Origin of the sequence: Vibrio sp. SCSIO 43097, assembly GCF_023650755.1 — a bacterium.
Taxonomy (GTDB): Bacteria; Pseudomonadota; Gammaproteobacteria; order Enterobacterales; family Vibrionaceae; genus Vibrio; species Vibrio alginolyticus.
Genome location: NZ_CP071840.1, coordinates 90,844 through 112,345, shown reverse-complemented (window position 1 = coordinate 112,345; position 21,502 = coordinate 90,844). Strand labels below are relative to the sequence as shown.

General features: G+C 47.3%; 15 protein-coding genes, 3 tRNA genes and 3 rRNA genes. 5 read left to right on the top strand and 16 right to left on the bottom strand.

Annotation, left to right across the window (positions count from 1 at the left end):
- Positions 1-19 precede the first annotated feature (19 nt).
- From yigB to lptM, 6 genes are all read right to left on the bottom strand, one after another.
- Entirely contained in the window at positions 20-736 is a 717-nt protein-coding gene (gene yigB, locus J4N40_RS00555) for a 5-amino-6-(5-phospho-D-ribitylamino)uracil phosphatase YigB (RefSeq protein WP_053350826.1), read from the bottom strand.
- Positions 737-744: 8 nt separating this feature from the next.
- On the bottom strand, positions 745-1,677 hold the full coding sequence (gene xerC, locus J4N40_RS00550) for a tyrosine recombinase XerC (protein ID WP_053350819.1): 933 nt from the start codon (positions 1,675-1,677) through the stop codon (positions 745-747).
- Positions 1,643-2,374, bottom strand: coding sequence for a DUF484 family protein (locus J4N40_RS00545; RefSeq protein ID WP_005383398.1), 732 nt, complete (start codon positions 2,372-2,374; stop codon positions 1,643-1,645). Before J4N40_RS00545 ends, xerC begins: the two co-directional genes overlap by 35 nt.
- Complete coding sequence (gene dapF, locus J4N40_RS00540) at positions 2,368-3,198, bottom strand: diaminopimelate epimerase (RefSeq protein ID WP_006743008.1); 831 nt, start codon at positions 3,196-3,198, stop codon at positions 2,368-2,370. Before dapF ends, J4N40_RS00545 begins: the two co-directional genes overlap by 7 nt.
- Positions 3,199-3,208: 10 nt before the next feature.
- Positions 3,209-4,462 (bottom strand): diaminopimelate decarboxylase, encoded by a 1,254-nt coding sequence (gene lysA, locus J4N40_RS00535; RefSeq protein ID WP_033907276.1) that lies wholly within the window; start codon positions 4,460-4,462, stop codon positions 3,209-3,211.
- Between the two features lie 61 nt (positions 4,463-4,523).
- Complete coding sequence (gene lptM, locus J4N40_RS24640) at positions 4,524-4,640, bottom strand: LPS translocon maturation chaperone LptM (RefSeq protein WP_005378746.1); 117 nt, start codon at positions 4,638-4,640, stop codon at positions 4,524-4,526.
- 74 nt (positions 4,641-4,714) lie between these two features.
- On the opposite strand from lptM, the gene cyaY reads away from it, so the two are divergent.
- On the top strand, positions 4,715-5,029 hold the full coding sequence (cyaY, locus tag J4N40_RS00525) for an iron donor protein CyaY (protein WP_005383391.1): 315 nt from the start codon (positions 4,715-4,717) through the stop codon (positions 5,027-5,029).
- Between the two features lie 69 nt (positions 5,030-5,098).
- Here the strand turns inward: cyaY and J4N40_RS00520 are convergent, their stop codons facing one another.
- Positions 5,099-7,627, bottom strand: coding sequence for a class I adenylate cyclase (locus tag J4N40_RS00520; protein ID WP_005378748.1), 2,529 nt, complete (start codon positions 7,625-7,627; stop codon positions 5,099-5,101).
- 346 nt (positions 7,628-7,973) lie between these two features.
- On the opposite strand from J4N40_RS00520, the gene hemC reads away from it, so the two are divergent.
- The 4 genes from hemC to J4N40_RS00500 are packed head-to-tail and all read left to right on the top strand — an operon-like array spanning position 7,974 to position 12,053.
- Positions 7,974-8,912, top strand: coding sequence for a hydroxymethylbilane synthase (gene hemC, locus J4N40_RS00515; RefSeq protein WP_005383388.1), 939 nt, complete (start codon positions 7,974-7,976; stop codon positions 8,910-8,912).
- Positions 8,913-8,914: 2 nt separating this feature from the next.
- Complete coding sequence (locus tag J4N40_RS00510; RefSeq protein WP_053350816.1) at positions 8,915-9,643, top strand: uroporphyrinogen-III synthase; 729 nt, start codon at positions 8,915-8,917, stop codon at positions 9,641-9,643.
- A gap of 17 nt (positions 9,644-9,660) precedes the next feature.
- Entirely contained in the window at positions 9,661-10,872 is a 1,212-nt protein-coding gene (locus tag J4N40_RS00505; protein WP_250654333.1) for a uroporphyrinogen-III C-methyltransferase, read from the top strand.
- The gene (locus tag J4N40_RS00500) at positions 10,872-12,053 is read left to right on the top strand and encodes a heme biosynthesis protein HemY (protein ID WP_136977226.1); all 1,182 of its coding nucleotides are present in this window, start codon (positions 10,872-10,874) and stop codon (positions 12,051-12,053) included. Before J4N40_RS00505 ends, J4N40_RS00500 begins: the two co-directional genes overlap by 1 nt.
- Positions 12,054-12,729: 676 nt before the next feature.
- Here J4N40_RS00500 and J4N40_RS00495 read toward each other — a convergent pair.
- The 9 genes from J4N40_RS00495 to ubiD all read right to left on the bottom strand — a co-directional run bounded on the left by J4N40_RS00495 (position 12,730) and on the right by ubiD (position 21,414).
- Positions 12,730-12,820 (bottom strand) — tRNA-Ser (locus J4N40_RS00495).
- Between the two features lie 70 nt (positions 12,821-12,890).
- A 5S ribosomal RNA gene (gene rrf, locus J4N40_RS00490) occupies positions 12,891-13,007 on the bottom strand.
- Positions 13,008-13,100: 93 nt separating this feature from the next.
- Positions 13,101-15,990 (bottom strand): 23S ribosomal RNA (locus J4N40_RS00485).
- A 291-nt stretch (positions 15,991-16,281) separates the two neighbouring features.
- A tRNA-Ala gene (locus J4N40_RS00480) sits at positions 16,282-16,357 on the bottom strand.
- 42 nt (positions 16,358-16,399) lie between these two features.
- A tRNA-Ile gene (locus tag J4N40_RS00475) sits at positions 16,400-16,476 on the bottom strand.
- 66 nt (positions 16,477-16,542) lie between these two features.
- A 16S ribosomal RNA gene (locus J4N40_RS00470) occupies positions 16,543-18,095 on the bottom strand.
- Together the 16S, 23S and 5S rRNA genes with 3 tRNA genes alongside form the textbook arrangement of a ribosomal RNA operon.
- A 471-nt stretch (positions 18,096-18,566) precedes the next feature.
- Positions 18,567-19,280, bottom strand: coding sequence for an NAD(P)H-flavin reductase (gene fre / locus J4N40_RS00465; protein ID WP_213867454.1), 714 nt, complete (start codon positions 19,278-19,280; stop codon positions 18,567-18,569).
- A gap of 14 nt (positions 19,281-19,294) precedes the next feature.
- Entirely contained in the window at positions 19,295-19,564 is a 270-nt protein-coding gene (locus tag J4N40_RS00460; protein WP_009696789.1) for a 2Fe-2S iron-sulfur cluster-binding protein, read from the bottom strand.
- Positions 19,561-21,414, bottom strand: coding sequence for a 4-hydroxy-3-polyprenylbenzoate decarboxylase (gene ubiD, locus J4N40_RS00455; RefSeq protein ID WP_085570149.1), 1,854 nt, complete (start codon positions 21,412-21,414; stop codon positions 19,561-19,563). The genes J4N40_RS00460 and ubiD overlap by 4 nt, the downstream gene beginning before the upstream one ends.
- Positions 21,415-21,502: the final 88 nt, after the last annotated feature.

Genomic DNA, 21,502 nt, shown 5'->3' with positions numbered 1-21,502 from the left:
TGGATTAATGCGAAAGCAATTAAAAAAGTGTGAGTAACGGCTGCAAACTATTGATTTCAATATCAGGTAAAGTACGTGTTTTTGAATGGTTAATGACATTTTTATTCATATCATTAAACCAACAGGCTGCAAAACCAGCCAACTTTGCACCATGCACATCCGTGGTTAGATGATCACCGACATGCAGAATATTCTCCGCAGGAATATCCAAGAATCGCTTCGCTTTAGTAAACATATCGGTTGCGGGTTTCGCCAATCCATCTGGTCCTGCTTTAAGTACCTGTTGGAAATAAGGCGTAAGACCGATGCGGTCTAAATCCACATTACCGTTGGTGATTGCCACCAACGGGATGTGCTGCGCGAGTTCCTCCAGTACATCGAGGCTTTGCTGCGGCACTTCAAAACGGTTACGCCAGTCCAACGCAACGTCTACTGCGGCTTTCGCGGCGGCATGTGCTGCGTCTTCGTCGTAGCCTACTTGGGAGAAGGCTTGCTGAAGTTGCACTAAACGCCATAAAGTGACATCGCTCTTCAGCTCGGGTTGTTGCTGCACAACTCGCTGTTTGAGAGCAAACCAATCCGCTTTGTTCATATGAGCAACCGCTGGATGATGGTGCTTGAGCCAAGATAGCAACTCACGCTCCATGCGAACGATCACAGGATAGTTGTCATAGAGGGTATCATCTAGGTCAAAGGTCATTGCCTTAATAGGCTCGATACGGCGATAAAATTTCATACTTCGGCTCACTCCCCGTTCTTTTTGCGTGCGCGTGGGTGGGCTTGGTCGTAGGCTTGCGCCAAATGTTGGAAATCCAAGTGCGTGTAGATTTGGGTCGTCGAAATGTTCTCGTGCCCTAAAAGCTCCTGCACCGCACGTAAGTTATTGCTTGATTCGAGCATATGTGTCGCAAATGAGTGACGCAATTTATGCGGACTAATATGGCTTGCGACAGACTGTTTCTGCCCCCATTCAGCCATGCGCTTTTGCACGCTACGATGCGAAATACGCGTTCCGAGCTTAGATACAAACAAGGCGGGCTCACCTGGAGCGGCTAAATCACCACGAACGCGTAGCCACTTCCCAACCCACTCGGTTGCCATCCCAGAGAACGGCACTTTACGTTCTTTATCGCCTTTACCAATAACACGAAGCTCACCACTACGCAGTTGTACGTCACGTACATCCACACCCACCAGTTCAGCCAAACGTAAGCCGGCGCCATACATCAGCTCCATCATGGCGCGATCGCGCACAGCCAACGGGTCGTCCTCGTTGACTTCAAGTAATTGGCTCACTTCGTCAACATCGAGGTTTTTGGGCAACGGGCGTTTTTTGCGAGGTGCTGAAACCCCTTTGGCTGGGTTAGCCGACATCTCGCCACGCAGAATAAGGAAATCGAAAAAGCTACGCAGCGATGAGAGGCGCGTTGCCAAACTGCTGGCTTTCATGCCTTCTCGCATGCCCTTACCTGCTAATTGGCGCACCCAACCAGCATCCACTTGAGACCAATCTTTGAGCCCCATTTCAGCTAGGTGCTGCGCCATTGTTTCTAGCTGCTGTTTGTAATTGCGCTGAGTATGTAGGCTAAGCCCCTTTTCGCTTCGTAAGAATTCATAGAAGCGCTCAAGAGGCTTTTGCAGATTATTTGGCAGAGGAGTGTTGGGAGTTGTCGTCATCGTAACTTTGCCATACCAGTGTTTGAGCGAGATGTGCCACTACTAATGATAGGTGACGCAAAAACAAGGTATCCATATCTGGCTGAAAATGGCCGCCATCTTCACTAGAAAAAGCAAGCACGCCCAGTGTTTGCTGTTTCACGAGCGGTAGTACCACATAGGACCCCATTTCCGGCACTTCCATGTTGCCAAACAAAGCTTCACGATCCACTTTGCGAAGACGTCCTAAGTACGCATCTTTGCCATTTAAGTGAGTGGTCGCAAAGCGTTGATAACTTTCCTTACTCAATTGAATCGATGCGTCGCATTGACTAAACAATCGAACAAACGCACGTAAGCCCAATGCTTTGGCTTTCTCTTCGATAGAGTGAATGACTTGTTTAAAGTCACCACACTTTAGAATCTGCCCCTGCAAATCCATAAATTCGTAAAAGGTGCGATCATTGTTCGCCGCAAGCGACATTAGTGTAGTGATCTCTTCCTCTAACTCTTCAATGCGCTGACGTTGGCGATTCATTTGGATGTGTACCAAAGATACCGCGCCTAAGTCTGAGTGTGGGAAAGATAAACGATCCACAAGCTCTGGACGCTGCACAAAAAAATCGGGATGATCTTTGAGGTACTCGGCCACCACTTCAGCCGTTAAGGCATCTGCTTCTACTTGAGACAAACCGTTTCCTTTTTCTTCTACTAGCAAGACAATTGACCATCAAATACATGCGTTGTAGGTCCGGTCATAAACAACGGCTTACCCGGACCTTGCCACGCAATTCGCAGTTCACCACCTGGTAGAGAAACCTTAACGTTTTCATCCAACAAGCCCTGCAGAATCCCAACCGCTACCGCCGCGCAAGCGCCGCTACCACAAGCTTGTGTTTCACCTGCGCCTCGCTCGTAAACTCGAAGACGAATATGGTCACGACTCACCACCTGCATAAAGCCAGCGTTGACGCGCTCTGGGAAACGCTCGTGCGACTCAAGCAGCGGGCCTAATGTATCGACATCAGCAGTATCCACGTCATCGACCACCGTCACCACATGCGGGTTACCCATGCTTACCGCGCCACAGAACAGCGTTTTTTCACCAGCGCGCATGATGTAAGTTTTCTCTTTTTGCTTCGCTTTGAAAGGAATTTTGTTCGGTTCAAACTCTGGCACGCCCATGTTGACCGTCACTTCCCCATCATCTTCGATGTTGAGAATCATCTTTCCTTTCTTGGTGCTTACGCTGATGCTGTATTTATTGGTCAGCCCCTTCAAGCGAACAAAGCGGGCAAAACAGCGTGCACCGTTACCACACTGTTCAACTTCACTACCATCGGCATTAAAAATCCGATAATGGAAGTCGGTTTCAGGGTCGTAAGGGGCCTCTACCACAAGCAATTGGTCAAAACCAACGCCAGTATGACGATCCGCCAAGCGGCGGATCAGGTCTTGCGAGAAAAACACGTTCTGGGTAATACAGTCGACGACCATGAAGTCGTTGCCCAAACCGTGCATTTTGGAAAAGTGGAAATGCATTTGTTGTGTGTTACTCCGGTAGAATCTGTTCCAGCTGCCACAAACTGGTCAGCTCCTCACGCTGGCGAACTAAGTGGCTTTGTTTACCGTCCACCATCACTTCTGCCGCTCGGGTACGAGTATTGTAGTTCGAAGACATCACAAAACCATAGGCACCTGCTGAACGAACCGCGAGTAGATCACCTTCTTGCAAAACGAGTGCGCGATCTTTACCCAAGAAGTCGCCGGTTTCACAAATAGGACCAACCAAGTCGTAAGTCTGAGCTTCACCCTTTCGCGGTGAAACTGGCACAATATCTTGCCATGCTTGGTATAGCGCAGGACGCATCAAGTCGTTCATTGCAGCGTCGATAATCGCAAAGTTTTTATGCTCAGTATGTTTTAAAAACTCAACACGCGTTAGCAAGATACCTGCGTTCGCAGCAATTGCACGGCCTGGCTCAAAGATCAGCTCCAAGTCTTGGTGATTTTCAAGACGGCCTAGTAACGCTTTGGCGTAATCAGAAGGCTGAGGTGGTAATTCATCACGATAGACCACACCCAAACCGCCACCGACATCAAGATGGCGAATGTTAATGCCTTGCGCTTTTAAATCATCAATCAGAGCTAATAAACGGTCTGTCGCGTCGATAAATGGGTCTATATTGGTCAGCTGAGAACCAATGTGGCAGTCGATACCTTGCACATTCAAGTTAGGCAGGCTTTGCGCGAATTTATAAACATCTGGCGCACGATCAAACGCAATGCCGAATTTATTGTCGCGAAGACCAGTCGAAATGTAAGGGTGTGTTTTCGCGTCGACATCTGGATTGATACGAAGAGAAATTGGCGCAATCACACCAAGCTCACCCGCAACCTTGTTCAAACGTTCTAGCTCTGGCTCAGATTCAACGTTGAAACATTTGATACCTAGCTCAAGAGCGCGCTTCATCTCTGCCGATGTTTTACCAACACCAGAGAAAACGACTTTTTTCGGATCACCGCCTGCGGCAATCACACGCTCAAGTTCACCACCCGACACGATGTCAAAACCCGATCCCAAACGCGCTAGCGTGTTCAATACGCCTAAGTTTGAGTTGGCTTTCACCGCGTAGCAAACCAGGTGAGGATGCTGACCCACAGCACTATCAAACGCCTTCCAATGGCGCTCTAGCGTGGCTCGAGAATATACGTAAAGAGGAGTGCCATATTGCTCTGCAAGAGCTTGAAGTGGGACGTCTTCGGCCCAAAGCTGGCCATCATCCTGATAGTTGAAGTAATCCAAAATTCGCTTCCCTTATTTTATTCGACTGCTGAACCCTAATTTCACCCTAAGGTGCGGTTATTTATTGTGATTGCTCATTCTGTTGAGTGTCATCTGGAATGTATAGTGAGCCAGACTGACCACACCCCGCTAAGGTCGCGGCAACCATCACAAACAACACAGTAACTAATTTTTTCATTTCGCATATCGTGATTATTGAATCAATGCCCCCTATAATCGCACCACACTCAGGAAAAGCAATAGGATAGACGGATGAACGATACTGAATTTCATCAACTGGTGGATGCGCAGATGCAAATCATCGAAGAATCCATCGATGATTCAGGCGCAGACATTGATTACGAAGTCACTGGCAACGTAATGACATTGGAATTTGAAGACCGCAGCCAAATCATCATTAATCGCCAAGAGCCGATGCATGAGATCTGGCTAGCGTCCAAATCTGGTGGTTTCCACTTCAAACTTATTGAAGGTAAATGGACCTGCTCAAAAACGGGTATGGAGCTATTTGAAATGGTGAAGCAAGAATGTGAAAAGCACGCGGGCGAAGCCATTGATTGGGCATAATTCTGGTCAATCGTCACCAAAACAAAAAGAGCACCGAAGTGCTCTTTTTGTTTATTGATACGGGTTTAATTACGCGTTCACAGTTTTGGTCGGGCGACTCGGTGAACAACCGTCATTACGGTAAGGAATGATATACGCATTCCCCTCTTCAGGGTGAATAATTTGATAGTACTGAGGCAGGTTAAAGTTAATAAACTTAGACGCGACGCGACTATCGTCTTTTACCGACGTGTAGAAGCTGTTTACAGACGAAATCATTTCATCTTTAGAGCCGCTAAATTGGTGATACACTTCCACTTGATTTGACTCATCCAACACATAAATATTGAAGCCATCTTCGTTATCTTCAAAGAAGAACTGCACCAGACCTTCACTGGCAAACCCATCCACCGCTTCCGGCATTTGATATTCTTGCTCACGATCGAGCATTAACAGCGGCGAGCCTTTGAGTTTGTTAGTAGAAATGCTGCGGTAGAAATCGATGGAATTTTCTAGCTTCTGCACCGACACACCACGACGTTCAAAGAACAACCCATAAGTCTGGTTACCAAGACGCATCGCTTTAAAGCGGCGGCGTTTCTCTTGCTCTACTGGTTTCAAGCGTAAGTCGATACATTCAGCTAAAAGCTGGTAAACCATATTACGCATCACACCACGCATGTTCTTCGCATAGCAGAACACATCCACTGATTCTGGTGGCAACGCATCTTGGTGCATTTTGCCCAAAATGGTTTTCAGTGCATCCAGCATCGCCGTTTCCCCTTTGAAATGCAGCGTACGCACTTCATGCCAAGAGTTACGGTAAACAAGGTCAACACTGCCGACTAAATTTTTATGTTCTGGACCAAAGCTAAAAATATCGGTGTTCTTAACATCCACTTTCAGCGAACGACCAGAAAGTTCAGACGTCGGATCATTTTCGAAGTTGATGAACATCGCAAGCTGGCTTATTTCACAAGGACTCGCTAGCGCCTGCATAGATGGACGACGCTTACGCAACGCAAAAGTATTTCGTAAGTCACTCACCATTTGGTAAAACTTATCAATATCTAGCTGCGCTTCACGTACCACGGCATGTAAACGAGTCGATTCGGTGATCAAGCCATTGAAGAATGCCCAAGCAACCAACTTACTCAAGTATTCATGATGCTCTAGATATGGTTGCCCCAAAATGCGGTGCGCAATAAGCGGTTGTTTATAGAGGTACCAACCAGACTTGTTCACTCCCCCTTTTTTCACTTCGATAAAGCTCAAGTCAGGCTCGTGCAGATCAGGTGAAATCTGTGGGTTTAGTAACGTTACTTTGCCCGGCAATACTTCAAAAGCAGCGTAGAGTTTACGGGCCAAAATACTGATGTCTTGCGGACTGATAGCAGAAGTGATGTCGTTACGACGCGCAAATTGAATCAAGTTACGGTAGCTTTGCATCAACGCATCCAGCAATGCATGATGTACCACCTTTACTTGTTCAACCTTCCAATTACGGCGGTCATCGAGCTCTGCAACGACACTGGCATCCCAATTCCATTTTGCAATCATATCGCTCAGTGCTTCACGACGCCAAGCTACTGAGCCAATATTCGGCTCACGAGATAGTTTTTCATGGGTTTTGAGATAGAAACAGCGACGCACCAAATCCAAACGTGTATCGTCTTGAATTCGCTCTAAGTAACGGGTTACTTTTTCCAACATTAAGTAGTACGCATCCATGCCATAGAGGTCAGGCTCATGGGCAAAGAAACGACGCTTAGTGTCGATACTTAACAATTGAGTATGCGGGTATTCCCACGAGTAAGCTTCTAGCAAGATGGCTTTTAATACCGATTTGTAGGGAGAGTCGATGCTTTTGTATAACTGCCACAAGTTCGAGCCGAAGTATTCTTCAGCAGGAATGCAGTTCAATTTACCAAAGTCGATCCATTCACTACAGTCGATGTAACCATCACTGCACAGTTGAGAAACGTACTCGTCGTAACACTCTTCCATTTCTGGCGGCACGATTTGCCATAACAAACGCTGTCCGGCAATACGCACCGCACTACGATAGAATTCATCTAGCAAAAGTAAGTGCTGAGATGAACCACAGTTATCACCTGTCATCTCCTCAGAATGATTGCTTCTAAAGCGCTCTTTATCCATTAAGAAAAAGTTCGCTTCCACGCCTTTGCTTTGTGCCCAATCCGTGATGAGTAGGCATTTATTGGTCAATAACTCGCGTTCGTCACAATCCATCTCTGGTGAAATACACACCCAAATATCCAAATCACTGGAAGTACTTTGACCAATCGAGGAGGTACTGCCCATGGTGTACAAACCCAATATAGCGGGCTTTTCTACCGTCTTGAGCGGCTGACCAATGGCAAGTTGAATATCATCTATGAATTGTTGCTGAATGCTATTTAGTTCAAGCCCATGCACACCAAACGGGACATCGGCATCATAATAGCCAGGAATTACAGGATGGTTGTAGTTCAACAAGGCAGGAATCAAGTGGAAGACTTGCTGGCTTTGCGAATCCATAAGCGCCAACGCGCGATCAACTCGCTGCTGATTCAAATTATCTAGTCGCTGGATGATTTTTTGGGTGTAAGCCTGCAAGGGGAATTCCTTGGTTGAACAATCACGAAAATCTGCTGACGTTTTAAACCAAAACGGCTTAAAAACGTGATCAATTTAACACTTTTATTGGTGCGGGTAAAGCTTCACGCCCGTGTATCACTCCGGATACAAAACCATACTTTAGTCACAAAATTAATCGCGCGGTAGTGTCGCTCTTATTACCTATTACTAATAATAGTCCTTAGTCTAATTGAGAATCCAGTCACACTATTTTCATAACGTCATGTAATTCCATTCATAGCCTTCAGAGATAACGAACTAACAGTAAGCATTTCTTGATGAGAATGGTAGGATAAACCCAAATCCAAACAGCATTGAGAAGATCATGACACAATCCACACCGATTCGCATTGCAACTCGAAAAAGCCCTCTTGCTTTATGGCAAGCTTACTTTGTTAAAGACGCCCTTCAAGCCGCTCACCCAGGCTTGGAAGTCGAGTTAGTAACCATGGTGACCAAAGGTGACGTGATTTTAGATACACCACTAGCAAAAGTTGGCGGCAAAGGCTTGTTCGTAAAAGAGCTTGAAATCGCGATGCTAGAAGGACGTGCAGACCTCGCCGTTCACTCAATGAAAGACGTACCCGTCGATTTCCCAGAAGGCCTTGGCCTCGTGACCATTTGTGAGCGTGAAGATCCTCGTGATGCCTTCGTCTCTAATACCTATAGCCACATTGATGAGCTCCCTCAAGGTGCCGTGGTTGGTACTTGCAGTTTGCGCCGTCAATGCCAACTGAAAGAATATCGTCCGGACATCATCATCAAAGAGCTTCGCGGTAATGTGGGCACTCGCCTTGGTAAGTTAGATGCGGGTGAGTATGATGCAATCATTCTTGCTGCGGCTGGCCTTAAACGATTGAAGCTTGAAGAGCGCATTCGTAGCTTTATCGAACCAGAGCAATCACTACCAGCGGTAGGCCAAGGTGCTGTCGGTATTGAGTGCCGCCTTGACGATGAAAGACTGCTTAAACTGCTTGAGCCACTTAACCACCAAGACACCGTAGACCGCGTTTTGTGTGAGCGCGCAATGAATCTGACCCTAGAAGGCGGCTGTCAGGTACCTATCGGCAGCTATGCCCTACTAGACGGCGACAACATTTGGCTACGCGCATTAGTTGGCGAACCAGATGGCAGCGAAATTGTTCGTGGTGAAATTCGTGGCCATCGTAAAGATGGCGAAGCATTAGGAGTGCAGCTAGCCAATGAGCTGCTAGATAACGGCGCTCGTGAAATCCTAACTAAGCTGTACGCAGATCACGAATAACCATGGCAGTGTTGGTCACTCGGCCGGGAGAGCAAGGCAGCGCGCTTTGCTCTCTGCTCGAAAGGCACGGCATTTCCGCATATCACCATCCTCTGATCGACATTGTCGCCGATCTCACGGACACGCACCTCTCTAAACATCTACATCAAGCTCAAATTGTTATCGCTGTTAGTCGACATGCAGTGCAATGTGCACAGCAAATCTTAGCCAGCAACGGGATGTCATGGCCGAAACAAGCTATTTACCTTGCCGTTGGTCAAAAAACAGCACACTATTTAAGCAAATGTACCCAACAGAAAGTACACTATCCCCAAGTCAGTGATAGTGAACACTTATTGCGACTGCCAGAGCTCAACAATGTGGCACAACAACAAGTTCTTATCCTTCGTGGTAACGGCGGAAGAGAGCTGATCAAAGATGCATTGGTGAGGCGTGGCGCAAAAGTTCACTATAGTGAGACTTACAAGAGAGAATTCATCCCATTCGATCCAGTAAGCTGTATCTCACTATGGAAAAACCTACAAATTAACCAGATTATTGTCACCAGTGGTGAACAACTGGATTATTTGTGCAGCCAATTGACGTCGGAGCAATTGACTTGGCTTAATCAACAAGAGTTGTATATCCCCAGTCAGCGTATCGCTGACATCGCAATTCAAAGGGGGTTCACTCGCGTGAGATGCACGGGAAGCGCATCCAACCAAGAATTACTGGCGGCTCTCCAGCCCTAGCTACACAGGATATAGGCATGACAAGTAAAAATAACGACCAAAAAAATAACGATAAAAACCTTTCCGAAGAAACCTCATCGGCACCGCTAGTCGAAAAAACCACATCGCAGCAGGATGCGGACCTTAAAAAAGAGCAACCACAAGCGGCCGAGCGCCCAAAAACAGCAGAGCCAACCAAAGTCGAGTTTGAAGAAAAACAAGGTAAACGTGGTGTCAAACTAGGTACGGTCGCTATCATCTTATCGATTATTTTTGGCGGTGGCCTCGCGTACAAGCTGCATCAACAGCAAGCCGATTACCAAGCGCAGATCGCCCAACTAAAAAGTCAGCTAGAAAGCACTCAAGCTTCCATGAAGCAAGAACTCAGCCGGGTACAAGAAGAAACCATCGAGAAAGCAACAACCGTGACACACAAAGCGGAAGTGGTACTTGGACAGCAACAGAAGAGCATTGAAAGCTTACAGCTCGCCGTTGCCGATGTGAAAGGTCGTCGACCAAACGACTGGCTATTAGCGGAAGCCGATTACCTTGTCAAATTAGCTGGTCGTAAATTGTTCTTAGAGCACGATGTAGAAAGCGCGACTCAACTGATGGAAAGTGCAGACCAACGCATTGCAGCACTGAATGACCCTAGCCTCGTCAAACTACGTAAAGCAATGGCGAACGATATCACCAAACTTCGCACGATCCCGCTAATTGACCGTGATGGATTGGTACTACGCTTAACTGCCCTACAACAGCAAGTAGACAAGCTCCCTCTCGCCAATGCACTGCTACCTGAAGCTGAAGCCGTAGAAAACACTGAAGTGTCTGAAGATATCGCAAACTGGCAAGATAACTTAATGACCTCTTTGAAGGACTTTTCAGAAAACTTCATTACCTTCCGCACGCGCGATGGTAACGTCATTCCACTGCTTTCTCCTGAGCAACACTTTTACCTGAAAGAAAACATCAAAGCCAAATTGGAAACGGCAATAAAAGCGGTGTACCAAGAGCAAGGTGAAATTTACACCACGTCTCTAAAAACAGCAGACAAATGGGCATTAGCTTTCTTCAACCAAGACGATAATTCTGTTAAAGAGTTCAACAAAACGGTTAACCTACTAAGTCAGCAAAATATTCAAGTGGAATACCCAACAAAACTGCAAAGTCAGTCTCAACTATCAGATGTCATCCGTGAACGCCTACGTCGTGAAGTCACAACGATGACAGGCATGGAGGATAAGTAATGTTTCGTCTTATTTTCCTATTTGTTGTACTAGGCGCAGGACTATTTGTTGGCACCCAGTTTTCTGGTCAGCAAGGCTATGTACTCATCTCCATTGCCGAGAAAACGATCGAGATGAGCGTAACGACATTAGTGGTTTTCGTTATCGCTGCACTCGCAGGTCTTTTTCTGCTTGAGTACCTGATTAAGAAGTTAGTTTATGCTAGTTCTACAACATGGAACTACTTCAGTGTTCGCAAAATGCGCCATTCCCGCCGATACACCAATGAAGGCATTATTAAACTTCTAGAAGGTGACTGGAAAGGTGCTGAGAAGAAAGTAACTCGCTGGGCAAATCATCACGATATGCCGCTGCTTTGCTACTTGGTTGCGTCTGAAGCCGCACAAGGCCAAGGTGATAAAGCAAAACGAGATCACTATCTAGCGCTAGCGAGCCAACAAGAGAACGCCCATCTCGCAGTAGAACTGACTCGAGCGAAACAATTTATCCGCGACAACGAGTTCGAGTCCGCTTTCGATACCTTGCAATCGTTAAAAAGTCAGTATGCGAGTAACTCTATTGTATTGAACTTGCTGAAAACAACGTACATGCAGCTAAAGTTGTGGCAACCTCTTATTGACCTCTTGCCACAACTAACCAAAGCAAAACTCATCACGGAAGAAGAACATGCAGAGCTGATTCAAAAGGCGCAGTGCGGCTTACTCCATGAAGTAGCGCAACAACAAGGTAGCGAAGGGCTAATCTCCCATTGGAATAGTCTCTCACGTAAAGTGAAACAAGACACAAACCTCGTTGCCTGTTTTGCTCGAGAACTCATCACACGAAAAGCTGATGCAGAAGCCTTTACCGTGCTAAAAGAAGCATTAAAAAAACAACCTGCCCCAGAGCTTTATCAACTTCTGCCAGATCTAAACCTGCCAGATACCCACCCTGTCGTGGTCTTCTTAGAGGGAGTAGTGAAGAAAGAACCGGATAACGCCGCTGCCCATAGCGCATTAGCGCACTTCTATTTCCGTCAAGAGAAGTGGCAAGAAGCCCAGGATCACTTTGAGATCGCCTTAAAGCTTCGCTCTGACGTCTCTGACTATGCATTCCTAGCAGACACACTAGAGAAGCAAAATCTAACCAAAGCTGCTCACGAAGTCTCTCGTAAAGCTCTCACGCTCGTACAGAATGACTAACTTAAGATGACCTAACCAAGCCGACAGCTTACCTGTCGGCTTTTTTATTGCCTGCTATTAACCCTTCAGTCCTTACATCAATATGTTTATCAAATTCATTGGTTCCCAAGTAATTTCCAACTTCCTAGCAACTCACTATCGTTTCACTTTCACTCTTCTCTTTTGACTACTCTGATCCTGTCATTCCAGCAGAATCCAAAAACAATTTTAAAAGATGCAGGAATACGTAACTTTAGCCTGTTGATGTATGGTTTTAAGACGTAGCTAGATTTAGGCAATAGAGCACACGCATCGCTAGACTGAGCAAAACAAAAAGATACATCAGTGAAACAGTGGCTATTTTAGTATGCTTATTTGTTCGGTCTATCCGGTAAAAGGGGCTAGAGAAGCAATGGTAGTGCTTTAAGAGAACGATAAGGCAATAGATGGTTCAACACCTTAACAAAGCATCTCCAACAACCTTATCGGGACAGCATGCAGTGATGAGGATGAACAGCTTTAGAGGCAACTGCACTTCTTAGCAAAAATCAAAACGTCACAACCAATACCGATCCCAATATTACTTTGTCGAAAAGTAGATCGCATATGGAATTGATTTTTGGCAAGCATAGATAGAGTAATAAAGATGTGCGGAAATGAAAAAAGCCTCGCTATTTCTAGCGAGGCTTCTTAATAGTGGCGGAGAGATAGGGATTTGAACCCTAGATACGCTATTAACGTATGCCGGTTTTCAAGACCGGTGCTTTCAACCACTCAGCCATCTCTCCACAAATTGTCATCAACAGATTAGTACACTGGTGATGTTGTTACTTGTCTATGCAAATAACGATATTTAAAGCCTGGCGATGTCCTACTCTCACATGGGGAAGCCCCACACTACCATCGGCGCTATTTCGTTTCACTTCTGAGTTCGGCATGGAAATCAGGTGGGTCCAAAACGCTATGGTCGCCAAGCAAATTCTTTAATCTGGAAAGCTGTTTTTTAATTCTCGTTCTTACACATTCAATGTTCTTTCATTGAGTCCATCAAAACCCCTTGGGTGTTGTATGGTTAAGCCTCACGGGCAATTAGTACAGGTTAGCTCAACGCCTCACAACGCTTACACACCCTGCCTATCAACGTCGTAGTCTACGACAACCCTTTAGGATACTTAAAGTATCAGGGAGAACTCATCTCAAGGCTCGCTTCCCGCTTAGATGCTTTCAGCGGTTATCGATCCCGAACTTAGCTACCGGGCAATGCGTCTGGCGACACAACCCGAACACCAGAGGTTCGTCCACTCCGGTCCTCTCGTACTAGGAGCAGCCCCTTTCAATTCTCCAACGCCCACGGCAGATAGGGACCGAACTGTCTCACGACGTTCTAAACCCAGCTCGCGTACCACTTTAAATGGCGAACAGCCATACCCTTGGGACCGACTTCAGCCCCAGGATGTGATGAGCCGACATCGAGGTGCCAAACACCGCCGTCGATATGAACTCTTGGGCGGTATCAGCCTGTTATCCCCGGAGTACCTTTTATCCGTTGAGCGATGGCCCTTCCATTCAGAACCACCGGATCACTATGACCTGCTTTCGCACCTGCTCGAATTGTCATTCTCGCAGTCAAGCGGGCTTATGCCATTGCACTAACCTCACGATGTCCAACCGTGATTAGCCCACCTTCGTGCTCCTCCGTTACGCTTTGGGAGGAGACCGCCCCAGTCAAACTACCCACCAGGCACTGTCCGCAACCCCGATAAGGGGTCGACGTTAGAACATCAACACTACAAGGGTGGTATTTCAAGGACGGCTCCACGCAATCTAGCGACTGCGCTTCAAAGCCTCCCACCTATCCTACACATGTAGGGTCAATGTTCAGTGCCAAGCTGTAGTAAAGGTTCACGGGGTCTTTCCGTCTAGCCGCGGGTACACTGCATCTTCACAGCGATTTCAATTTCACTGAGTCTCGGGTGGAGACAGCGTGGCCATCATTACGCCATTCGTGCAGGTCGGAACTTACCCGACAAGGAATTTCGCTACCTTAGGACCGTTATAGTTACGGCCGCCGTTTACCGGGGCTTCGATCAAGAGCTTCGACCGAAGTCTAACCCCATCAATTAACCTTCCGGCACCGGGCAGGCGTCACACCGTATACGTCATCTTGCGATTTTGCACAGTGCTGTGTTTTTAATAAACAGTTGCAGCCACCTGGTATCTGCGACTCTCAATAGCTCCATCCGCAAGGGACTTCACCGTCGAGAGCGTACCTTCTCCCGAAGTTACGGTACCATTTTGCCTAGTTCCTTCACCCGAGTTCTCTCAAGCGCCTTGGTATTCTCTACCCGACCACCTGTGTCGGTTTGGGGTACGATTCCTTACAATCTGAAGCTTAGAGGCTTTTCCTGGAAGCATGGCATCAATGACTTCACATCCGTAGATGCTCGACGTCGTGTCTCAGCCTTAAGAGAAACCGGATTTACCTAATTTCTCAGCCTACGCACTTGAACCTGGACAACCGTCGCCAGGCCCACCTAGCCTTCTCCGTCCCCCCATCGCAATTGTAAGAAGTACGGGAATATTAACCCGTTTCCCATCGACTACGCCTTTCGGCCTCGCCTTAGGGGTCGACTTACCCTGCCCCGATTAACGTTGGACAGGAACCCTTGGTCTTCCGGCGAGGAGGTTTTTCACCCCCTTTATCGTTACTCATGTCAGCATTCGCACTTCTGATACGTCCAGCATGCGTTACCACACACCTTCAACCGCTTACAGAACGCTCCCCTACCCAATGCACTAAAGTGCATTGCCGCAGCTTCGGTTTACTACTTAGCCCCGTTACATCTTCCGCGCAGGCCGACTCGACCAGTGAGCTATTACGCTTTCTTTAAATGATGGCTGCTTCTAAGCCAACATCCTGGCTGTCTGAGCCTTCCCACATCGTTTCCCACTTAGTAGTAATTTGGGACCTTAGCTGGCGGTCTGGGTTGTTTCCCTCTCCACGACGGACGTTAGCACCCGCCGTGTGTCTCCCGGATAGTACTTACTGGTATTCGGAGTTTGCAAAGGGTTGGTAAGTCGGGATGACCCCCTAGCCTTAACAGTGCTCTACCCCCAGTAGTATTCGTCCGAGGCGCTACCTAAATAGCTTTCGGGGAGAACCAGCTATCTCCAGGTTTGATTGGCCTTTCACCCCTAGCCACAAGTCATCCGCTAATTTTTCAACATTAGTCGGTTCGGTCCTCCAGTTGATGTTACTCAACCTTCAACCTGCCCATGGCTAGATCACCTGGTTTCGGGTCTATATCCAGAGACTGAACGCCCAGTTAAGACTCGGTTTCCCTACGGCTCCCCTAGATGGTTAACCTTGCCACTGAATATAAGTCGCTGACCCATTATACAAAAGGTACGCAGTCACAGGACAAGCCTGCTCCTACTGCTTGTACGTACACGGTTTCAGGTTCTATTTCACTCCCCTCACAGGGGTTCTTTTCGCCTTTCCCTCACGGTACTGGTTCACTATCGGTCAGTCAGTAGTATTTAGCCTTGGAGGATGGTCCCCCCATATTCAGACAGGATATCACGTGTCCCGCCCTACTCGATTTCACTGAACACACGTCGTCAACTACGGGACTATCACCCTGTATCGTCGGCCTTTCCAGGCTGTTCGTCTAACGCGTGTAAAGCTTAAGGGCTAGTCCAATTTCGCTCGCCGCTACTTTCGGAATCTCGGTTGATTTCTTTTCCTCGGGGTACTTAGATGTTTCAGTTCCCCCGGTTCGCCCTGTTGAGCTATGTATTCACTCAACAGTAATACCTTATGGTATTGGGTTTCCCCATTCGGAAATCCCAGACTCAAATGGTTTTTACTACCTAATCTGGGCTTATCGCAAGTTAATACGTCCTTCATCGCCTCTGACTGCCAAGGCATCCACCGTGTACGCTTAGTCACTTAACCATACAACCCGAAGGAGTTTCGAGTTGATGTTCAAATCACCAAAGTTGTCTCTCATTATTTGAATGAGCGAGAGACATTCGATTTTGCCGGACTCAATTTCGAATAATCACTGTAAAAGTGATATTCCCAAGAACACTTGAATGTGTTTTTTGGTGTTTGTCATAAAGACAAACATTGAGAACTTTACAAACAACAATAAATTGTTGTTTTGTCAGCTTTCCAAATTGTTAAAGAGCTAGATTTTCTGATGAAAACCATTTTTAAAGGTTCTTTTTCAAGAACACTTAAAGATGGTGGAGCTATGCGGGATCGAACCGCAGACCTCCTGCGTGCAAGGCAGGCGCTCTCCCAGCTGAGCTATAGCCCCATCAAGGTGTCGATACTGTCGCCAATTCCTTGGGAAAGAAATTGGTGGGTCTGAGTGGACTCGAACCACCGACCTCTCGCTTATCAGGCGAACGCTCTAACCACCTGAGCTACAGACCCAGTATCGTCTCTTTACTTCATAAACCGTATCAATCTGTGTGAACACTCATCGCAATAATCATCGTATAAGGAGGTGATCCAGCGCCAGGTTCCCCTAGCGCTACCTTGTTACGACTTCACCCCAGTCATGAACCACAAAGTGGTAAGCGTCCCCCCGAAGGTTAAACTACCTACTTCTTTTGCAGCCCACTCCCATGGTGTGACGGGCGGTGTGTACAAGGCCCGGGAACGTATTCACCGTGGCATTCTGATCCACGATTACTAGCGATTCCGACTTCATGGAGTCGAGTTGCAGACTCCAATCCGGACTACGACGCACTTTTTGGGATTCGCTCACTTTCGCAAGTTGGCCGCCCTCTGTATGCGCCATTGTAGCACGTGTGTAGCCCTACTCGTAAGGGCCATGATGACTTGACGTCGTCCCCACCTTCCTCCGGTTTATCACCGGCAGTCTCCCTGGAGTTCCCGACATTACTCGCTGGCAAACAAGGATAAGGGTTGCGCTCGTTGCGGGACTTAACCCAACATTTCACAACACGAGCTGACGACAGCCATGCAGCACCTGTCTCAGAGTTCCCGAAGGCACCAATCCATCTCTGGAAAGTTCTCTGGATGTCAAGAGTAGGTAAGGTTCTTCGCGTTGCATCGAATTAAACCACATGCTCCACCGCTTGTGCGGGCCCCCGTCAATTCATTTGAGTTTTAATCTTGCGACCGTACTCCCCAGGCGGTCTACTTAACGCGTTAGCTCCGAAAGCCACGGCTCAAGGCCACAACCTCCAAGTAGACATCGTTTACGGCGTGGACTACCAGGGTATCTAATCCTGTTTGCTCCCCACGCTTTCGCATCTGAGTGTCAGTATCTGTCCAGGGGGCCGCCTTCGCCACCGGTATTCCTTCAGATCTCTACGCATTTCACCGCTACACCTGAAATTCTACCCCCCTCTACAGTACTCTAGTCTGCCAGTTTCAAATGCTATTCCGAGGTTGAGCCCCGGGCTTTCACATCTGACTTAACAAACCACCTGCATGCGCTTTACGCCCAGTAATTCCGATTAACGCTCGCACCCTCCGTATTACCGCGGCTGCTGGCACGGAGTTAGCCGGTGCTTCTTCTGTCGCTAACGTCAAATGATGCAGCTATTAACTACACCACCTTCCTCACGACTGAAAGTGCTTTACAACCCGAAGGCCTTCTTCACACACGCGGCATGGCTGCATCAGGCTTGCGCCCATTGTGCAATATTCCCCACTGCTGCCTCCCGTAGGAGTCTGGACCGTGTCTCAGTTCCAGTGTGGCTGATCATCCTCTCAGACCAGCTAGGGATCGTCGCCTTGGTGAGCCCTTACCTCACCAACTAGCTAATCCCACCTAGGCATATCCTGACGCGAGAGGCCCGAAGGTCCCCCTCTTTGGCCCGTAGGCATCATGCGGTATTAGCCATCGTTTCCAATGGTTATCCCCCACATCAGGGCAATTTCCTAGGCATTACTCACCCGTCCGCCGCTCGACGCCGTTATCGCCACCCGAAGGTTCAGATAACTCGTTTCCGCTCGACTTGCATGTGTTAGGCCTGCCGCCAGCGTTCAATCTGAGCCATGATCAAACTCTTCAATTTAAGATTTTGTTCGGCTCAATGAATACTGAACATTACATAAGTAATGTTTGAATTGACTGTGCTGAATCTTTCGATTCAATGGTCACTTCGTTTCATTGAAACCTAAATTGTTTCCGAAGAAACTATTTGGATTATCATCAACGAGTGCCCACACAGATTGATAGGTCTATATTGTTAAAGAGCTTGCTTTGCGAGAAGTTTTTCTCTCAAAGCGGAGGTGCATTCTAGCGATTTAATTGACAGTGTCAAACACTTTTTCAATTTTATTTTTCGTAGAAGCTTTCACCTCTCCGACCCTGCTGAAGCCTTATCGCGTCTGCCGTGTCGGTGGATGCGCATTATAGGGAACTCAGATCCGTTCGCAACCCTTTTTTGAAAAAAAATGGAAAAAAATGACTGTTCGATGACTATTTCATCAAAAAAGCAAAAAAGAGGGTAAAAAACCCTCTTTTTCTGCCTTCAAAGCCGTATTTAAATGAATGCGTACGCGTCTGCGAACATACGTTCGCTCTTCGCTTTCTTGTTCTGAGTGAACTGTTCACGTGCTGCGCCAGCCATTTCAAAACGACCTGCAATATAGATATCGTAGTTTTCTAAGCTTTCGAAATCTTCAGCTACAGCTTGTAGCACGTTACCAACTTTACCTTGCCAGTCTGCAGGTGCTTCTTCTACTACTGGCACAAAGTGAACATTGGCAAACTTGTCGGAGATCTCGACCAGTTCGTCTTTAGCATAAAGTTGGCAGTTATCGCGCGCCCCCCAATATAAATAGATAGGATTGGTTTTATTCTGCGCTACGCAGTGATCCAGAATCGAGCGAACGTAACTGAAGCCTGTACCACCAGCAATTAATAATAATGGGCGTTCGCTTTCTTCTTGAACCCAAGCATCGCCATGTGGCGCATCAATTTCAATCTGACCATCAGTTTCAAGCGCCGCTTGCATTGCTTCGACAACTTCTTGTGCATAAGCGTTGTGTTCCGCCGCACCGATGTGCAGTTCAAGTTCACCTTCATGACGACAAGGGCTGCTTGCGATAGAGAAAGGACGTTTGTCTTTTTCACCCATCACCACCATTAGGTACTGACCCGCTTTAAAAGGCACTGGTGATTCTGGATGAAGAAGGATTTGGTAAGTATTACAAGCTAACGGCTGAATAGACTTTACTTTACATTGGATGGTCATGGTGTTCCTCTCACTTACTCGTCAAAAGTAAGCACTAAATTACTTTCTGTATAGGCTTGGCAAGGGAATATCCAACCTTGCTGTTGCTCTTTTTCGGTTAGCATAGGTTCGAGGTGATAGCTCACCTCGCCCGTTAGCTTTTTACACATGCACATGGCGCAAGCGCCAACTTGGCAACGGTGTGGGAAGCGAATATTGTTGTTGAGCGCAGCTTCCAACACCGTCTCCCCTTCTTTTACTTGGAATGTAACGTCCATTGGTAGAAGGTGGACTTGATGACTCATAGAATACCTAACTGGTCCCAAATCTCATCGACTTTAGCCACAAGTTTAGGATCTTTTTTGATAGGCGTGCCCCACTCGCGCGTGACTTCAGATTCGAACTTGTTTGTCGCATCCAGTCCTAATTTGGATGAACTCTCAGTCTTACCAAGCACTTGAATCGTGTCTCTATCTGGGTCCATTCGAGTTGTCACCGCCCAAATGATGTCATTCCAATCTCGTGCATTAACGTCATCGTCGCACAAAATGATGAATTTGTTATCCGTGTACTGAGCAAAGAAGCCCCATAGATATTCCATCAACTCTTGGGATTGACCAGCTTGGTCTTTCTTCATAGTCACGACAGCAAATTGGTTGTTTGCTGTAACTGGAAGATAGACGTCAACAATCTCAGGGCGTTGCTGTTTCAACTCATTCAGTTCTGCTTCGGTAATCGCTTTGCTGTCTCGCTCAGTGACCTCGGTTCGCGTCGCCAGCTCGGCATCCCATTTAATGGTCGCATCCAAGCCCATTTTGGAGCCAAGCCCAACCACTGGTGAAGCAAAGTCGAGCGAGTCGATTGGCGTGTTATCTATCATCAAGGTATCACGTACAGGATCCATATGCTCTGACATGGCTTTCACGACATCATTCCAATCTCGTGCGTTTACCGATTCATCGCACACAATAACAAACTTGGTATACATGAATTGACGTAAGAAAGACCACACGCCCATCATTACGCGCTTGGCATGTCCTGGGTACTGCTTCTTCATGGTGACGACGGCCATTCGGTACGAACAACCTTCTGGCGGTAGATAGAAGTCTTCAATCTCTGGGAATTGCTTTTGCAGAATAGGTACAAACACTTCGTTTAATGCCACACCCAATACAGCTGGTTCATCTGGCGGACGACCTGTGTAGGTGCTGTGATAAATAGGGTCTTTACGCATAGTAATGTGCGTAATAGTAAATACGTGGTGCTTTTCTTTTTCGTTATAGTAGCCAGTGTGGTCACCGTAAGGACCTTCATCAGCAAACTCGTTCGGGTCGATATAGCCTTCCATCACGATTTCCGCGCTCGCTGGCACTTCCAAATCGTTGCTGACTGACTTCACGACTTCCGTTTTGCTTCCACGTAGCAAACCTGCAAATGCGTATTCCGATAGCGTATCTGGCACTGGTGTTACTGCGCCAAGAATGGTTGCTGGGTCTGCACCAAACGCGACCGAAACTGGGAAAGGTTTACCTGGGTTGGTTTCCATCCAATCGCGCAGATCAAGCGCACCACCACGATGGGCTAACCAACGCATGATGATTTTGTTCTTGGCAATTTTCTGCTGACGGTAAATGCCTAGGTTCTGACGTTTCTTATTTGGACCTTTGGTTACGGTTAAGCCCCAAGTAAGCAGCGGCGCTACATCTTCTGCCCAGCAGCTCATTACCGGAATTTTATCCAAGTCGACTTCATCACCTTGCCAAACAATGTCTTGGCATGGTGCTTTACGTAAACGCTTAGCCGGCATGTTCAATACTTGTTTGAACACAGGCAGTTTTTCTAAAGCGTCTTTGAAGCCTTTTGGTGGCTCAGGTTCTTTTAAATAAGCCAGCAGCTTACCGACTTCTCTTAATTCTTTAACGTCTTCACGTCCCATGCCGATTGCGACACGCTCTGGTGTACCAAACAGGTTCGTCAAAACAGGTACGTCGTAGCCGATTGGGTTCTCAAACAACAGCGCAGGTCCACCAGCACGCAAGGTGCGGTCGCTGATTTCTGTCATTTCATAAGCGGGATCGACAGGGTGAGTGATGCGTTTAAGTCGACCTTTCTGTTCTAGGTGGTCGATAAATTCGCGTAAATCCTTAAAACTCATAGGCCTTCATGCTGGCTGATTAAACTGTCCGCAGTATAACAAATAGGAGGACGCTAAGATCCTCCTATTTTGTGTGGGTATGTGAGCC